This is a genomic window from Baekduia alba, from assembly GCF_028416635.1.
Taxonomy (GTDB): domain Bacteria; phylum Actinomycetota; class Thermoleophilia; order Solirubrobacterales; family Solirubrobacteraceae; genus Baekduia; species Baekduia alba.
Window position 1 is genome coordinate 3,885,910 of the sequence record NZ_CP114013.1, and the last position, 14,466, is coordinate 3,900,375.

14 protein-coding genes and 1 pseudogene are annotated in these 14,466 nt (G+C 75.3%); 5 read left to right on the top strand and 10 right to left on the bottom strand.

Going from position 1 to position 14,466, the window contains the following annotated elements:
• Nucleotide 1 precedes the first annotated feature (1 nt).
• A pseudogene (locus DSM104299_RS29570) lies at nucleotides 2-622 on the top strand (HpcH/HpaI aldolase/citrate lyase family protein); the annotation flags it as partial.
• Between the two features lie 171 nt (nucleotides 623-793).
• A complete protein-coding gene (locus DSM104299_RS29575; protein ID WP_432419785.1) occupies nucleotides 794-1,816 on the top strand; it encodes a hotdog family protein in 1,023 nt (340 codons plus the stop codon).
• A gap of 7 nt (nucleotides 1,817-1,823) precedes the next feature.
• Here DSM104299_RS29575 and DSM104299_RS19485 read toward each other — a convergent pair whose 3' ends face one another.
• The 4 genes from DSM104299_RS19485 to DSM104299_RS19500 form a co-directional block, all read right to left on the bottom strand.
• Nucleotides 1,824-2,834 (bottom strand): zinc-dependent alcohol dehydrogenase family protein, encoded by a 1,011-nt coding sequence (locus tag DSM104299_RS19485; RefSeq protein ID WP_272473313.1) that lies wholly within the window; start codon nucleotides 2,832-2,834, stop codon nucleotides 1,824-1,826.
• A 57-nt stretch (nucleotides 2,835-2,891) separates the two neighbouring features.
• The gene (locus DSM104299_RS19490; protein ID WP_272473314.1) at nucleotides 2,892-3,569 is read right to left on the bottom strand and encodes a hypothetical protein; all 678 of its coding nucleotides are present in this window, start codon (nucleotides 3,567-3,569) and stop codon (nucleotides 2,892-2,894) included.
• 19 nt (nucleotides 3,570-3,588) lie between these two features.
• Entirely contained in the window at nucleotides 3,589-4,083 is a 495-nt protein-coding gene (locus DSM104299_RS19495; protein ID WP_272473315.1) for a DUF1269 domain-containing protein, read from the bottom strand.
• A 109-nt stretch (nucleotides 4,084-4,192) separates the two neighbouring features.
• Nucleotides 4,193-4,873 carry a hypothetical protein gene (locus DSM104299_RS19500; RefSeq protein WP_272473316.1) on the bottom strand — a complete coding sequence of 227 codons (681 nt, stop codon included), beginning with the start codon at nucleotides 4,871-4,873 and terminating at the stop codon, nucleotides 4,193-4,195.
• Nucleotides 4,874-4,996: 123 nt separating this feature from the next.
• Between DSM104299_RS19500 and DSM104299_RS19505 the strand changes: the two genes are divergently transcribed.
• Nucleotides 4,997-5,335: a carboxymuconolactone decarboxylase family protein gene (locus DSM104299_RS19505; RefSeq protein ID WP_272473317.1), complete on the top strand. Its 339-nt coding sequence runs from the start codon at nucleotides 4,997-4,999 to the stop codon at nucleotides 5,333-5,335.
• Here the strand turns inward: DSM104299_RS19505 and DSM104299_RS19510 are convergent.
• The 4 genes from DSM104299_RS19510 to DSM104299_RS19525 all read right to left on the bottom strand — a co-directional run bounded on the left by DSM104299_RS19510 (nucleotide 5,314) and on the right by DSM104299_RS19525 (nucleotide 11,039).
• Nucleotides 5,314-6,444 (bottom strand): PAS domain-containing protein, encoded by a 1,131-nt coding sequence (locus tag DSM104299_RS19510; protein ID WP_272473318.1) that lies wholly within the window; start codon nucleotides 6,442-6,444, stop codon nucleotides 5,314-5,316. The genes DSM104299_RS19505 and DSM104299_RS19510 overlap by 22 nt on opposite strands.
• A 32-nt stretch (nucleotides 6,445-6,476) precedes the next feature.
• Nucleotides 6,477-8,252 (bottom strand): sensor histidine kinase, encoded by a 1,776-nt coding sequence (locus tag DSM104299_RS19515; RefSeq protein ID WP_272473319.1) that lies wholly within the window; start codon nucleotides 8,250-8,252, stop codon nucleotides 6,477-6,479.
• Nucleotides 8,253-8,410: 158 nt separating this feature from the next.
• Entirely contained in the window at nucleotides 8,411-8,839 is a 429-nt protein-coding gene (locus DSM104299_RS19520) for a DUF7144 family membrane protein (protein ID WP_272473320.1), read from the bottom strand.
• A gap of 31 nt (nucleotides 8,840-8,870) precedes the next feature.
• Nucleotides 8,871-11,039, bottom strand: coding sequence for a winged helix-turn-helix domain-containing protein (locus DSM104299_RS19525; RefSeq protein WP_272473321.1), 2,169 nt, complete (start codon nucleotides 11,037-11,039; stop codon nucleotides 8,871-8,873).
• Between the two features lie 180 nt (nucleotides 11,040-11,219).
• Between DSM104299_RS19525 and DSM104299_RS19530 the strand changes: the two genes are divergently transcribed.
• Entirely contained in the window at nucleotides 11,220-11,582 is a 363-nt protein-coding gene (locus tag DSM104299_RS19530; protein ID WP_272473322.1) for a hypothetical protein, read from the top strand.
• A 12-nt stretch (nucleotides 11,583-11,594) separates the two neighbouring features.
• Here the strand turns inward: DSM104299_RS19530 and DSM104299_RS19535 are convergent, their stop codons facing one another.
• A complete protein-coding gene (locus tag DSM104299_RS19535) occupies nucleotides 11,595-12,044 on the bottom strand; it encodes a DUF6325 family protein (protein WP_272473323.1) in 450 nt (149 codons plus the stop codon).
• A gap of 122 nt (nucleotides 12,045-12,166) precedes the next feature.
• On the opposite strand from DSM104299_RS19535, the gene DSM104299_RS19540 reads away from it, so the two are divergent.
• Nucleotides 12,167-12,544, top strand: a complete 378-nt coding sequence (locus tag DSM104299_RS19540) for a hypothetical protein (protein WP_272473324.1) — start codon at nucleotides 12,167-12,169, stop codon at nucleotides 12,542-12,544.
• Here the strand turns inward: DSM104299_RS19540 and DSM104299_RS19545 are convergent.
• Nucleotides 12,541-14,388: a S53 family peptidase gene (locus tag DSM104299_RS19545; protein WP_272473325.1), complete on the bottom strand. Its 1,848-nt coding sequence runs from the start codon at nucleotides 14,386-14,388 to the stop codon at nucleotides 12,541-12,543. The two genes, DSM104299_RS19540 and DSM104299_RS19545, sit on opposite strands and share 4 nt — an antisense overlap.
• Nucleotides 14,389-14,466 lie beyond the last annotated feature (78 nt).

Consider the following 14,466-nt stretch of genomic DNA (forward strand, 5'->3'; position numbering starts at 1 on the left):
CGTGCCGGCGCGATCGATCCTGGTCGTTCCGGGCCACCGGGCGACGATGCACGCCAAGGCGCTGGCGTCGGCCGCCGACGAGGTCGTCCTCGACCTCGAAGACGCCGTCCTCCCGGCCGACAAGGACGCGGCGCGCGAGCAGGTGCGCGCGACGCTCGCGCAGCCGGAGTGGCGGGCGCGCCGCGTGGCGGTGCGGGTCAACGCGCCGGGGACGGCCGAGCACGCCGCCGACCTGGCGCTGTGCGCATCGCTGCGCAATAAGCAACTCTCAGTTGTCGTGCCGAAGGTCGAGCGGCCGGCCGACCTCGACGCGGCGTGCGCCGCGCTCGGCGCGGCGGTCGGCATCCAGGCGCTGATCGAGACGCCGCGCGGGCTGCTCGGCGCGGTCGCGATCGCCGAGCGCGACGCGGTGCGCGCGCTGATCCTCGGCTACGCCGACCTCGCCAGCGCGCTCGGCCGCCGCGGCGACGACGGATGGCGCGTGCAGCGCGAGCTGCTGCTGACCGCGGCGCGCGCCGCGGGCGTGGCCGCGATCGACGGCCCCTTCTTCGGGCTGCGCGACGCGCGCGGGCTGGCCGCCGCCGCCCGCGACGTGCGCGCGCTCGGCTTCGACGGCAAGTGGGCCATCCACCCCGACCAGATCGCGCCGATCAACCGGGCGTTCACCCCGACCGCCGGCGAGCGGGCGTGGGCGGGGCGCGTCGTCGCGGCGCTGGAGGACGCCGGCGCGACGACGGTCGACGGCGCCATGGTCGACGCGGCGATGGCGCGGCGGGCGCGGCGGCTGCTGGCCCTGCCGGTCGCCGAGGCCGGCGAGGAGGCGGACGAGGACGGCACGGCCGTCGCGCCGCCCTACTACGACGACCTCGCGGTCGGCGACGTCTTCCACAGCCCGGGCCTGACGATCACCGGCGGGCACGCCGCGCTGCACCAGGCCGTCGTCGGCGACCGCTTGCGCCTGGCGCTCGACGAGGACCTGCACGAGGCCGTCACCGGGCGGCGCGGGCTGCTCGCCCACCCGATGCTCGTCTGCGACCTGGCGATCGGGCAGTCGACGGCGCCGACGGGGCGCGTGCTGGGCAACCTCTTCTACCGCGGCCTGGGCTGCCGGCCGGTCACCGTCGGCACGACGCTGCGGACGCGGACCGAGGTCGTCGCGCGCCGCGACGCCTCGCGCGGGCGCGGCGTCGCCGCCCTGCGCGTCACGACCGTGGACGCCGCCGGCGCGCCGGTCCTGGACTTCTGGCGCTGCCCGCTGCTGCCGGCCCACGGCGACGGGAGCGCGCCGACGCCCGCCGACGACGACCTCTCCGCCGTCGGCGCGCCGGTCGACGCCGCCGCGCTCGTGCCGGCCGGCTGGACGCTCGCGCCGCTGCGCGAGCAGCCGCTCGGCCCGCTGCTCGCCGACCTCGCAGTGGGCGATCGCTTCACGGTCGAGGCGGGCGAGACCGTCACCTCCGCGCCCGAGCTCGCGCGCCTGTCGCTGAACCTCGCGATGACGCACACCGACGCGCGCACCAGCGTCTACGGCCGGCGGCTGGTCTACGGCGGCCACGTCATCGGCATCGCCGCCGCGCACGTCACGCGCGCCCTGCCCGACCTGGCGACGATCCTCGCGTGGGCGTCCTGCGACCACCTCGGCCCGACGTTCGAGGGCGACCTGCTGCGCACGCGTATCGAGGTCACGTCGGTCGAGCCGCGCGCCGACGGCGGCCTGCTCGGCCTCCGCGTGCAGACGTCCGCCCAGAGCGCCGGCGACGGCGACGACGCGGCGACCGCCGTCCTGGACTGGCGGCTGGTCGCGCTGATGCCCTGAGCCCGGACTAGACCGTGTCGGCGATGACGACCTTGCCAACGTGGCGCCGCGCCTCGAGGTGGGCGTAGGCCGCTCGCGCGTCCTCCAGCGCGAACGTGCGGTCGAGCACGGGACGCAGCGCGTGGCGGGCGATCGCCGCGTTCATCGCCTCGAAGTGCGCGCGGCTGCCGACGTAGTGGCGGCGCAGCGTGACCGGGGCGCTGAGCAGGCGGGCGTCGAGCTGCACGTCGCCCAGCGCGGCGAGCAGCGCGACGTCGCCCTCGGGCCGGCAGCAGGCCAGCGAGCGCGGGAGCGAGTCCGGGCCGCCGGTCTCCACCACGTGGTCGACGCCCACGCCGCCGGTCTCCGCGAGCACGGCCTGGTCCCACGCCGGGTGCTCGGACGACGCGATCGCGACGTCGGCGCCGAGCTCGCGCAGCAGCTGCGCCTTCGCGGCGGTCGACGTGACCGCGACGACCCGCGCGCCGGCCAGCTTGGCGAACTGCAACGCGAACAGCGCGACGCCGCCGGTGCCGATCGTGAGGACCGTGTCGAACGCCGCAACCGTCCGCGGCCCGTTCACCGCCGCCCAGGCGGTCACGCCCGCGCACGGCAGCGCCGCCGCCTCGGCGTAGGACAGGTGCGCCGGCAGCTTGACGAGCGCCTGCTCGTCGGCGACGACGGCCTCGGCCAGCATCCCGTCGCGCGTGCACCCGAACTGCTCGGCGGCGAGCGCGACCGCGAAGCGGCCGTCGCGCCAGCGCGGGAAGTACGTGGCGGCCACGCGATCGCCGACCGCGACGCGCGTGACGTCGGCGCCGACGGCGACGACGTCGCCGGCGCCGTCGCTGACCGGGACGACGCCCGCGACCGGCGGCACGAGGTAGCGCTGCTGGAGGATCAGCAGGTCCCGGTAGTTCAACGAGCGCGCGCGCACGCGGACGACGACGTCGGTCGGTCCGGTCGCCGCGGGCTCCGGTCGCTCACCGAGCACGAGCCCGTCGAGGCTGCCCAGCTGCTGGAGGGTGAAGGCCTTCATGGCCCGGATGCTCGCGCCGCGAGCGCCGGGCGGCGATTCCCTGCGCGGTATGCGCCGTCAGCTGCGGCGCTCGTCGGTCGCGGCCGGCGCCTGCGCGACGGCGAGGCCGAGCGCGGAGACCTCGGCCGCGGTCGCGCGGTGGCGGTGCAGCTGGTAGGTCCGCCCGGTGAGCGCCTCGACGAGCGCGTCGACCTCGACCTGCGGCGCGTAGGCCACGAGCGCCGAGCTGCCCTGCGGCACGTCGGCGCGGAGCTCGGCCAGCAGCGGGGTCTCGCCCTCGGCGGCCGCCAGGTCGTGCTCGTCGACGTAGCGTCCGCCGACGGTCCCGCGGACCACGACGCGCCCATGGCGATGGCACTCGGCGAACGCCAGGTCGCGCGTCCAGGCCGCCCCGTCGGCCGGCCCGCGCACGCCGGCATACGCGCGCTCGGCGCCGTTGCACCCGTCGAAGGTGAGGACCGCGAGCTCCCAGCCCTCCTGCGGCTCGACGTGCTCGACGCGCCGCGGAGCCGGCGTGCCCGGCGGGTCGTGCGGCGGCGCGGTGGCCAACGCCGCCGGCCGCCGGCCGCGGGCGCCGAGGACCAGCACGCCGACCAGGACGGCGACGGCCAGGAGCACCACGACGATCCAGAACGCGAAGCCGCCGACGTCCCAGGTCGACGCCGACTCGCCGGCGTCCTTGCCTCCCGTCCCGCTGGCGCCGTCGGCGGCCAGCAGCAACACGGACAGCAGCATGCCGATCGCCCCTGCCGCGCTAGGCCGGAGCCGGCTCGGCGAGGGCATCGCGCAGATGGCGCTCGGCGTCGGTGCTCAGCGATGTCTGGATCACGTCGCCGCCGAACTGCTTCACGCGGTCGATGACCTTGTCGCGCGCATCGGTGCTGCCGAGGACGATCAGCGCCGCGGTGCCCGGCTGCAGCTTCGCGCCGAGGTCCTTCATGAACGTGTCGTCGACGCCGACGTCGGCCATCTTGCCGCCGAGGGCGCCCGCCGCGGCGCCGACCGCCATGCCGACCACGGGCGCGAGGAAGAGCAGGCCGATGAGCCCGCCCCAGAGCACGCCGCCGGCGGCGCCGGCCGCCGCGGGGCTCATCGCCTGGCGCAGCTTGATCTTGCCGCCCGGCTCGTGCTCGACCACGACGGCGTCCTCGAGCTGGACGAGGCGCTCCTTGGTGGCCTGGACCAGCTCGGAGCGGACGCGCTCGGCCGTTGCAGCATCGGGGTAGGCGATGGCGACGAGGGTGCTCATGGGCTTCGGGACTCCTGGCTCGTGGGTCGGCCTCGAGTCTCGACCGGCACGCTCGCGGCGACAATGAGGCGTGCCGGTGGACGGCCGGGAGGCACGCACCCCGCCGCGCTCATGCGACCGGGAGGCTCGCGACGAACACCAGCCCGCCGATCAGCAGCACGCTCGCCATCCCGAGCACGAAGCCGCGCAGCGGGCGCCATTCCAGGCGCAGCGAGATCCCCGCGAAGAACAGCACCGCCGCGAAGAAGACCGTCGACAGGATGTACCGGTCGTCGTTGGTCTTGGCCGCCGTGCCCTCGTCGTAGAGGGCGTCGGCCTGGGCGTCCAGGCGCTTGGAGATCGCGAGCTCGGGCGGCCGGTACTCCGGCATGGAGAGCGGGCCCGGGACGGCGTTCGGGTTCGTGAACGGCTTCTGGGCGATCCACGCGCGGAAGGCCGGCACGAACTGCGGCCGGAACCGCCGCTCGTAGATCTTCGCGAGCGGCGCGTCGCCGGCCTCGCGGGCGTCGAGCCAGCCGTTGAAGTACAGGAGGTCGTCGACGCGCAGCTGGCCGGCCGCCGTGGCCTGCTGCTGGGCCTTGATGCGGATCGTCGACGCGCGCGCGTAGTGCTGGGACTGCTCGCCCGACCAGCGCGCCGCCTGGTAGCCGCTCCACGCGGTCGCCAGCGTCGTGAGCGAGAGCAGCAGGACCGCGCCGAGCTCGAAGCGGCGCTCGACGCGCGAGACCGTGCCCGACGGCTCTTCCTTCTCGATCAGCTCGTGCGGGACGTGCACGTGGGCGTGCGCCATGACCCCGACCGTCGCACCGTGGGCGGCCTCGGGACATCACCCGGTTCAGACGATGCGACGCGGGGCCGGGGCTGCGAGCGTCCAACGGATTCTGCCCCCGCCCCGCGTCCGCTCGGAGGACCCGTGCAGCGCAGCGAAGACCTGCTCCGGCGCCTCGCCCTCAACGACGAGAACGCTGTGCGCATCGTGCTGCAGGACGCCCCCGGCGCCGGCGCGAATCCGAATGGCGGCGGCCTCGACCTCAAGACGCACTCGCTCGTGCGCCTCGGCGCGCTGCTGTCGGTCGACGCGGCCACCGACTCGTGCCGCCTCGCCGTCGACCTCGCCCGGGCGGCGGGCGCCGACGACGACGAGATCGTCGGCGCGCTGGTGGCCGTCGGGCCGGCGATCGGGTTCGCGCGCCTGGTCGCCGTCGCGCCGCGGCTGGCGCTCGCGATCGGCTACGACGTCGACGACGGCTGACCGGGCTCCACGAGGACGACCGCCTCCTGGAACTGCCCGTCGACCTGCCGGACGACGGTGGTCGTGACGGCGACGAGCGCGCCGGCGCAACGGGCGTCGTGGCGGTGGCGCGCGATGTCGCCGCGACGCCCGGACTCCGCCAGCGCGCGCGCCACGTCCAGGTCGACGGGCGGCAGCACCGCCTCCAGGGCGCGGCCCAGGAGCGCCTCGCGACTCGCGCGCGCCAGCGCGACCAGCGCGTCGTTGACCGCGAGCACGCACCCGTCCTCGTCGCAGATCGCCGCCGCCGCCGGCAGCGCGTCGAACGCGGCATGGAACCGGCGCTCGCCTTCGCCCAGCTCGGTCATCGCCGCACGGCGCGCGGTCGCGTCGCGGCCGACGATGATCCACGCCGGCCGGCCGTCCTCGTCCTCGTAGCGCGACACGGTCTGCTCCCACCAGACCACCGCGCCGTCGCGGCGCCGCAGCTCCACCTCACCGCGCCAGACCTCTCCGCGATCGAGGACCTCCAGCATCTCGCCGGCGATCTCCTGCGGCACGCGCCCGCTCGGCGCGTTGACCGACGAGACGTGGCGCCCGGCCAGGTCGCCGGGCGCGTAGCCCAGGGCGTTGGTCCACGCGTCGTTGGTGTACACGAACGTGCCGGTCGCCGCGCAGATGACCGCGATCCCGTCAGCCGCGTGGCGCAGCAGCTCGGGGTGCAGCGCGGGGTCGGTCGCGTCGGCGGGCGGCGGCGCGCTGCGCAGGACGCAGAGCGCGCCGACCACATGGCGGCCGCGTCGGACCGGCCGGCCGCTGGCCGTGAAGCGGTCGCGCCCCGCGTCGGCCGTGTCGACCTCCACGTCGATCGACGCGTCCTCCTCGTCGCGCAGCGCGCGGATGAGCGGGAGCTCGTCGAGCGCGAGCGCGCGGCCAGACCCCGGCGCGAACACGCGGTGGCGCGCGGCCCAGTCCTCCTGGGTCAGCGGCTGGCGCGGGAGCCCGTGCAGCGCCCGCGCCGCGCGGTTGGAGCGGACGAGCCCGTCGGGCCCGACGATCGTCGCCGGCTCGGCGAGCTCCTCGAGCGCCTCTTCCAGGAACCCCGGCCCGCCGGCCCCCGCGCCGTCCACTCCCGCGCTCCGCCGTCGCACGCCGAACCCGTTCACGCCGACCGCTCCCGCACCGGCAGCACGCCGGTCACGACCGTGCCGACCTGCGGCGTGGACCGGACGCGCAGCGAGCCGCCCATCGCCGCCACGCGGTCGCGCACGTTGAGCAGCCCGCTGCCCGCGGGAACGGCCGCCTGGTCGAACCCGCGCCCGTCGTCGCAGACCTCGAACGCGAGCCCGTCGCCCATGGAGAGCACCACCGAGACCTCGGTCGCCCCGTCGGCGTGCTTGACGGCGTTCTGCATCGCCTCCATGCACGCGAAGTACACGGTGCTCTCGACCTCGCGGTGGAAGCGCCCGACGCCGTCGGCGCTGACCGAGGTCCACAGCGGCGACCGCCGCGCCGCCGAGCGCAGCGCCTCGGGCAGCCCCTGCTCGGCCAGCAGCGACGGGTAGATCCCGAGCGCCAGCTCGCGGATGTTGTCGATCGCCTCCTCGACCTCGACGCCGAGCTGCCGGAGCTCGGCGGCCTCGGCCGGCGCCGTGGCATCCAGACGATCGCTCTGCACCGACAGCTTGAGCCGCAGCCCGACGAGCCGCTGCTGCGCGCCGTCGTGCAGGTCGCGCTCGATGGCGCGGCGTGACGAGTCCGCGACGGCCACGATGCGCCCGCGCGACGCCGACAGGTCGTTCAGCGACGCCCGCAGCCGATCGATCAGGAGCAGGTTCTCGAGCACGACGACCGCGAAGGACGCGACCGCGTCGACCAGCGCCGGGTCCGGGCCCGCGCCGGCGTCGTAGAGCAGGGCGCCGAGCACGCGGTCCTGGGAGCGCAGCACGACCATGCCGACGTCGCCGGCGGCGACGGGCGCGGCGATCGGCCAACCGGTGTCGTCGGCCCAGTGGTCGTCGTCGCCGGCCACGCGGTAGACGAGCCGGACGGTCGGGTCCTCCAGCGCGTCGGCGAGCGCCTCCTTCAGCTCGGTCGTCGAGGGGTGCGAGGTCAACCGCGTCCCGAGGCGCCGCAGCGCGGCGGCGACCTGGAAGCGGCGCAGCGCGATCCCGGCGGCGAAGCCGACCGCGACCAGCGGCAGCGTGGCGACGTACACCCAGCCGACGGCGTCGATCGCCCCTCCGGAGACGTCGGCGCGCCGGGCGAGGAAGTAGACGACGAGGGCCATCGTCCGGAACGCGGCCATGGCCAGCGCCGGCCCGAGGGCCAGCGACAGCAGCGGGCCGGCTTCCCGGCTGCGCCGAACCAGGAGGGCGAGCGCGGCCCCGTAGAGGAGCACGGTGAGCACCTCGCGGACCGGCCGGACGACGGCGTCGAGGCCGTCCCACGAGACGATGTTGAAGGCGTTGTCCGGACAGCCGGCGTGGCACGAGCTGTAGGGCGACGGCAGCGGGTAGCCGGTCGCGAACAGCGCCGTCGCGAGGTACCCGGCGACGACGAGCACGACCACGGCCCCGGCGAGCTGCCGCTCCCGCACGGTGCGCAGCCGCCCCGCCGGGAACGCCAGCAGGAGCAGCACCACCGCCGCGTCCGAGACCCAGGCGAACAGGCGCCCCAGGCTGTAGAGGACCGCGTCGCCCGACTCGGCCAGCGCCGTCGTGGACCAGAGCAGGCCGGCGAGCACCACGAGGAGCGCGAACCGGTCCGCGGGGCGGCGCAGGAGCGCGGCGCAGCCCAGCGCGACCGGGATCGCCACGACCGCGCCGTGCAGGAGCGCCGCCGTCGCCACGCGGTCGGGCGCGGCGGCATCGAGCGTGAACGCCACCGCGGCGGCCGAGGCCGCCACGCCGGCAGCCAGCAGCGTCGCCAGCGCCATGGGCGAGACCGGAGGCCAGGGCCCCCGCACGGACCAGCCCCTGCTGAGGGACCTGGGGCGCATGGGCCGACCATAACGTCATGTGCGCTGCCTGTCCGCCTTCTGACTCCTGTCTCGCTCCGGTTTCAGGACCGTAGATATAGGCCAGATGATGTACCTCAGCGCGCCGGCCCAGGCCCGTAGTGGGCGATCAGCGCGTGGATCACGATGATGTCGACGGCGAAGAGCGCCAGCGCCAGGAGCGGGTAGGCGGGCAGGAACAGCAGCTGCGCGATGGCGTTGAGCCCCGCGGCGATGACGCCGACCCAGCGGCCCCACGAGGTGCCGCCGAAGATCGAGAACGCGGCGCCGAACTGGAGCGCGCCGATGAGGAGCAGCACCCAGCCCCACGTGCTCAGGCTGCTGATCGCGTACCGCGCGTCGTCGACGTAGAAGTTGGCGTTGTCGATCGCCGCGATGCCGTAGATGATGTTCAACGCGCCGACGATCGACAGCATGACGCCGGCGAACGTCACCCAGCCCGAGCGGGCTCCTCCATACTCGCCGCCCGTGCCGACGTCACCGGCGGGCATGGTGCTCTGACTCATGCGGGTCCTCCTGGGTCGTTCAATGGGTCACTCACTGGTCAAGAATTCCTACCGCTCGCGCCCGCTCGACGGCCATCGAGCGCGACGAGGCGTCGAGCTTGCGATACACGGCGTGCGCCTGCGTCTTGACGGTGTTGGAGGACACCTGCAGGCGCTCGGCGATCTCGCGGAAGGACAGGTGGCTCGGCAGGAACCGCAGCACCCGCAGCTCGGCCGTGGTCAGCGAGCCGGGGCCCGCAAGGGCCTGGACGGCGAACGTGTCGGCCCGCCCCCACGCGTCGTCGATCCACGCGCGCAGCCGCGCCGCGTCGGGGATCCGGGAGGCGCCGCGTGCCGCCTCGGCCGTGAGCGCCCGCGCGGCCGCGACGTCGCTGAGGCGCAGCTGGGCGCGCGCGAGGGCCAGGCGCCCCTGCGCGTCGTACCAGGGCATGAGCGCGTCGCGCGCGCCGAGGATGCTCCGCGCCTCGGTCACGTCGCCGCGCGCCTCCTCCACGCGCCCGCGGTGGGCGCGGGCGAACGCCGACACCGCGCAGACGAACCCGCGCGTCATGGGCTCGTCGAGCCCGCGCGCGTCGATGCGCGTCCGTGCCCGCTCGGCCAGCACGGCGCCCTCGTCGGCGTCGCCTTCGAGCAGCGCGTGGAGGGCGAGCTGGGCCAGGCACAGCGCCTCGATCGCCGGCATCACGACCGCGCCGCGGCGGACGCCTTCCTCGAGATCCTCCTGCGCCGCGGCGCGATCGCCGAGCAGGCCGTGGGCGATGCCGCGCAGCAGGCAGCAGACGGCACGCCAGGGGCTGCCCTCCGGCAGCGCCGCGAGCGCCTCGTCGGCACGGTCGCGCAGCGCCGCGGCGTCGCCGGGCGCGACGGCCGCGCGCAGCAGCGGTGCGGCGGCGTCCATCGGCGAGCCGCCGCCGCTGGCGACCGGGCCCGCGGCGCGCCGCGCCGCCGCCACCCAGCGCTCGACCTGATCGCGGTCGCCGTCGGCCAGCGCGGTGAGCGCGGCGGTCAGCGCCAGCGCGGGGCGGCGGCCGACCTGCGTGTCGCCGATCCGGGCCAGCCACGCCTGCAGCTCGTGGGCGCGGCCGTCGAACAGCGCGCTGGGGGCGATGCCCCACAGCAGCTCCGCCGCCCGGTCGAAGTCCCCGCCGGCGATCGCGTGGTCGATCGCGGTCGCGATCTGGCCGGCCTCCTCGTAGTAGGTCGCGGCGCGGGCGTGCAGCGCGCGCTCGCCCTCGGGGTCGGCGCGGTGCAGCTCGGCGCGGAGCATGTCGATCACGAGCGGATGCAGGCGGAAGTGCTCCTCGCTGCGATCGGTGGACCGCAGCGGCACGGGCGAGCGCCCGAGGTCGAAGAGGATGCGTCCAGAGTCGTGGCGCTCCAGCACGGCGTCGCAGACGGGACCGGAGAGCGCGCCGAGCACCGCCGTGTTGGTGAGGAACGCCAGCCGGTCGGCCGGCAGGTCGGCCAGGATCTCGCCGCGCAGGTAGTCGGCGACCACGCGGTCGTCGCCGCCGAAGCCCGCGACGGCGGCGTCGAGGTCGCCCTGGGCGCCCAGCGCCACGATCGCGAGCCGCAGGCCGGACGGCCAGCCCTCGGTCCGCGCCATCAGCGTCGCGACGGCGCGGCCGTCGAGCTCGAGGCCGGCAGCCGCGATCAGCGCCGCGGCCTCGTTGTGGGTCATCGCCAGGTCGTCGGCGCCCAGCTCGAGCACCGGCCAGGCCGACCGCAGCCGCCCGAACGCCTCCGGCGGAGCCCCGCGGCCGGAGAGCACGAGCGTGACGCACGCCGGCAGCTCGCGCTCGGCCGCGGCGAGGGCCCGGGCGGCGAAGACGCCGTCGCCCACGTCGGCGTCGTCGACGACGAGCACCGCGGGCATGGCCGCGGCACGCAGGTCCTCGACGGCCGCCTCGAGCTCCGCGGCGGCGCCGTCCACGGCGTCGGCCGTGCGGCCGAGGCCGACGACGACCACGGGACGCGCCTCCACGGCCGCCCACGCCTCGAGCAGCGCGGTCTTGCCGTAGCCGGCCGGGGCGCTCAGCACGACCGCGCGCGTCTCGGCGGTGGCGAGCAGACGCCGCAGCAGCCGCACGCGCGGCTCGACGCGCTTGGGGACCGACGGTGGCGCGGCCCGCAGGAAGCTGATGGCCCGGGAAGGCTCGACGCCGGCGGGGACCAGCAGGGCGGAAGACGGTCCAGGCACGAGCACCTCAAGTCCGTGGCGGAAGGGGCACGCTCCACTCTCTTCGTCCCCCTCCGGCCCGGCAAGGGCGCCGGCCAGCGCGCCCCGGGGAGGCGGACACCACCATGGGCGCGGGCCCGCAGGCCTCATCCCGATCGGGTGATGCCCGGCGCCCGGCCCGGAGGCAGCATCCGCCGGGCCATGACGACGAACCCGATGACGCCGCTGACCGCCAACGTCCCGCGCTCGCATTCCGACGCGCTCGTGACCCATTGGTACGGCTGGTTCTTCTTCGTCAGCTCGCTGTTCTGGCCCCGGCTGTGCATCGTGGTCTTCTGGATCTTCGGCCAGTTCATGCTCGACGCGTTCCACCACAACTGGCTGATCCAGGTCGTCGGCTTCCTCGTGCTGCCGTGGACGACCATGGCCTACGCCCTGATGTGGGCGCTGACGTCGCACGGCGTCTTCGGCTGGGAGTGGCTGTGCGTCGCGGCGGCCCTCTTCTTCGACCTGTTGACCTACGGCGAAGGCCGCTTCCTCATCGGCGGGCTGTTCCGGAAGTAGCCTCCGGCGCGGTCAGCCGGAGACGCGCTCCTCGGCCGCGTCGAGCGCCGCGACGATGGCCTGGACGGGGATCCGGCCGCTGGCGACCAGCTGGCCGCCGGACCGGCGCAGCGCCGTGGCGACGGGCGCCGCCCACAGGTTCTCCCAGACCAGGATCGCGGCCGCGGTCCCGGGCTCCAGGGCGGACGCCGCGTCGGCCAGGTCGTCGTCGTCGATCAGCCCGGAGGTCGCGCCGTCGAACGCGGAGAAGGCCGCGGCGGAGGGTCCCAGGTCGCCGACCTCGACGGCGGTCATCGCGCCGTCGGCGTCCTTGGTCACGAACGTGATGTCGAGGATCTTGATGGTGCCGCGGTCGACGAGGTCGAGCAGCAGCGGCACGACCTCGTCGCCGGAAGGCTCCGCCGGCCATTCCAGGATGATGTAGTCGATCGGACCCATCTCGCGGATCTCTGCCTCGCTCACGGCCTGCTCCTGTCGGTCGCGTGCCGGGATCGGCACCGCCCCATGTTCGAAGCGGCCGCCGTCGGCGACATCATCCGCTCCGGGTGATGAACGCCGCAGCCGGACCACCCACCCTGGGCGGCATGGAATGGGTTGCCCTGATGGTCTGGATCGTGATCGTGTCGCTGGCCCTGCCGGTGGCCTTCGGCGCCCTGTCGGGCGCGCCGGGCCTCGCGCTGCAGGCCGTGGCCGCGATCGGCGGCCTCGCGGCGGTCGCGCTGTTCATCATCCTCGACGGCCCGGTGTGGACCGGGTGGGTGGCCGTGGGCCTGGCGGTCGCCGGGATCGTCGCCGACCTCATGGGCGCCGAGCGCCTGCTCTCGGCGGAGCGCTCCGTCAGCGCCGACCTGCAGGGGATCGAGGAGCTCGAGGCCGGGCTCCTCGGCGTGCAGCTACCGCTGTTCGGGGTGGCGCTGCTGTGCAGCCTGTGCCTCGGCGTCGACCTCGTGACGCTCGCCTAGCGCGTCGCCAGCAGGCCGGCGATCTGGTCCGCGCGCGGCGAGCCGAGCCCGGAGGCCATGTCGTAGCCACTGCCCGCGGTGCAGCACGAGCCGCCGAAGAGCGCGTTGGTGCCCTGGGTGATGTCCAGGAACGCGCCCGGCGAGCGCTGCGCCAGCAGGTAGAGCAGCGGCGCGACGAAGCCCGGCCGCGGCAGGCCCTGGGCGCGGGCCTGCTGGTTCCACAGGGCGACCATGCCCGCCACCAGCGGCGTCGCGGCGCTCGTGCCGCCGACGAACGCCACGCTCTGGGTGCCCGGCCCGCACTTCTGGACGCCCGACGAGCAGATGATCGGGTAGCCGGGCGCGGGATCGCCGAAGGCGGCGACATCCGGGACGCGGCGCTTGCTCGCCGTTCCCGTCTGCCACCACGGCCGGGCGTTGAGCGTGCTCTGCCCGCCGCCGCCGGCGGCGGTGGCGTTGGTGTAGGGCGCCGGGTAGAGCGCGTCGTTCCAGGTCCCGCTCGACGTGATCGCGTTGCTGGCGTTCAGCGTGAGGTTCGTGCCGCCGACGGCCAGGACCCACGGCGAGGTCGCCGGCCACGAGGCCTGGACCTGCTTCTCGGCGCTGGTCAGCTGGTTGGCGGGGACGCCGCGCGCGCAGGCCGACGAGCCGGTGTCGCCCGCGGCGACGGCCACGGTGATGCCCAGGGCGGCCATCGCGCTGAGCTCGCGCTCGACGATCGTGCGAGACGCGGTGTACGGCGCGACCGTCGACTCGCACTCGCCGTAGGAGACCGACACGACGTCGGGCAGCGCGTGCCCGCTCGTCGTCGCCTGCAGCGGCGCGGCGAGCATGTTCAGGAAGCCGAGCACGTCGCCGTCGTCGGAGCTCTCGTCCAGCGGCGTGACCCAGAGGTCGAAGTTCGCGAGCTGCGGCGCGACGGCGGAGGCGACCATCGCGTCCAGCGAGCTCTCGAGGATCGGCTGGATCGAGCCGGCGCCGTGGATCGCCAGCGGCGTCCCGTCCGCGCCGAAGCACGACCGGTAGCTGTTGACGTCGGAGGCCGGCGTCGGCGCCTCGCCGACGATGGCCAGCCGCGCGCCCTGGCCCAGGAGGCCGCTGGCCTGCAGCGGCGCGATCCCGTAGGCGGCCAGGATCTGGTTGGGCATCAGCCCGGCCGTGCCGGCGGCCTGCAGCGGGTACTGGCCGGCCAGGCAGCCGGTCGCGGGCGTGCCGGTCCGCGTCGGCGTCCCGCCCAGCACGGGAGCCTGGGCCTGGTGGGCGACCGGCCGCGTTGGTGCGACGACGGGGCCGTGCGCGGAGGACGAGCTCGCCGACTGCGAGACGGTCAGGCGCAGGCCCGCGATCGTGTCTACGTTGCCGGCGATCCCGCTCGGGAGCTTGGGCGTGTGCGTGGGCAGCACGACGAACTGGCCCGCGGTCCCGCTGCGGTACTGCGTCCACGAGGTGCCGAACAGCTTCTGGGCGTTGCCGATCGAGATCGTGGCGCTCATGCGCAGATCGGTCACGTCGGCCTTCGCGGTCACCCCGTAGCGCTTGAACGCGTTGGCCACGGCGCTGCGCTTGGACGACGACGCGCCGTAGGTCGAGGACAGCGTCGACAGCGACGGGTACTTGCCGTAGGACGACGACGCGGGGTTGCTCGCGTTCTTGACCGCCGTCTGCAGCCCGGACTGGTTGGCGATCATCCCGATCTGCACGGTGAGCTTGAGCGCGGTGGACGCCGGCCCGGCGCTGGACAGGCCCTGATGGGAGATCGGGCCGTAGTCGACCGTGGGCGACGCGGCCGAGGCGGCGGCCGGCAGGACGAGCGCGACCAGGGCAACGGCGAGCAGGCGGAGCATCCGGGGATGCGACCACCGTGGGGCCCTGAGGGCATCGTCCCAAACGGGTGATGCCAGCGGCGTGCGGCGGCGCGCACA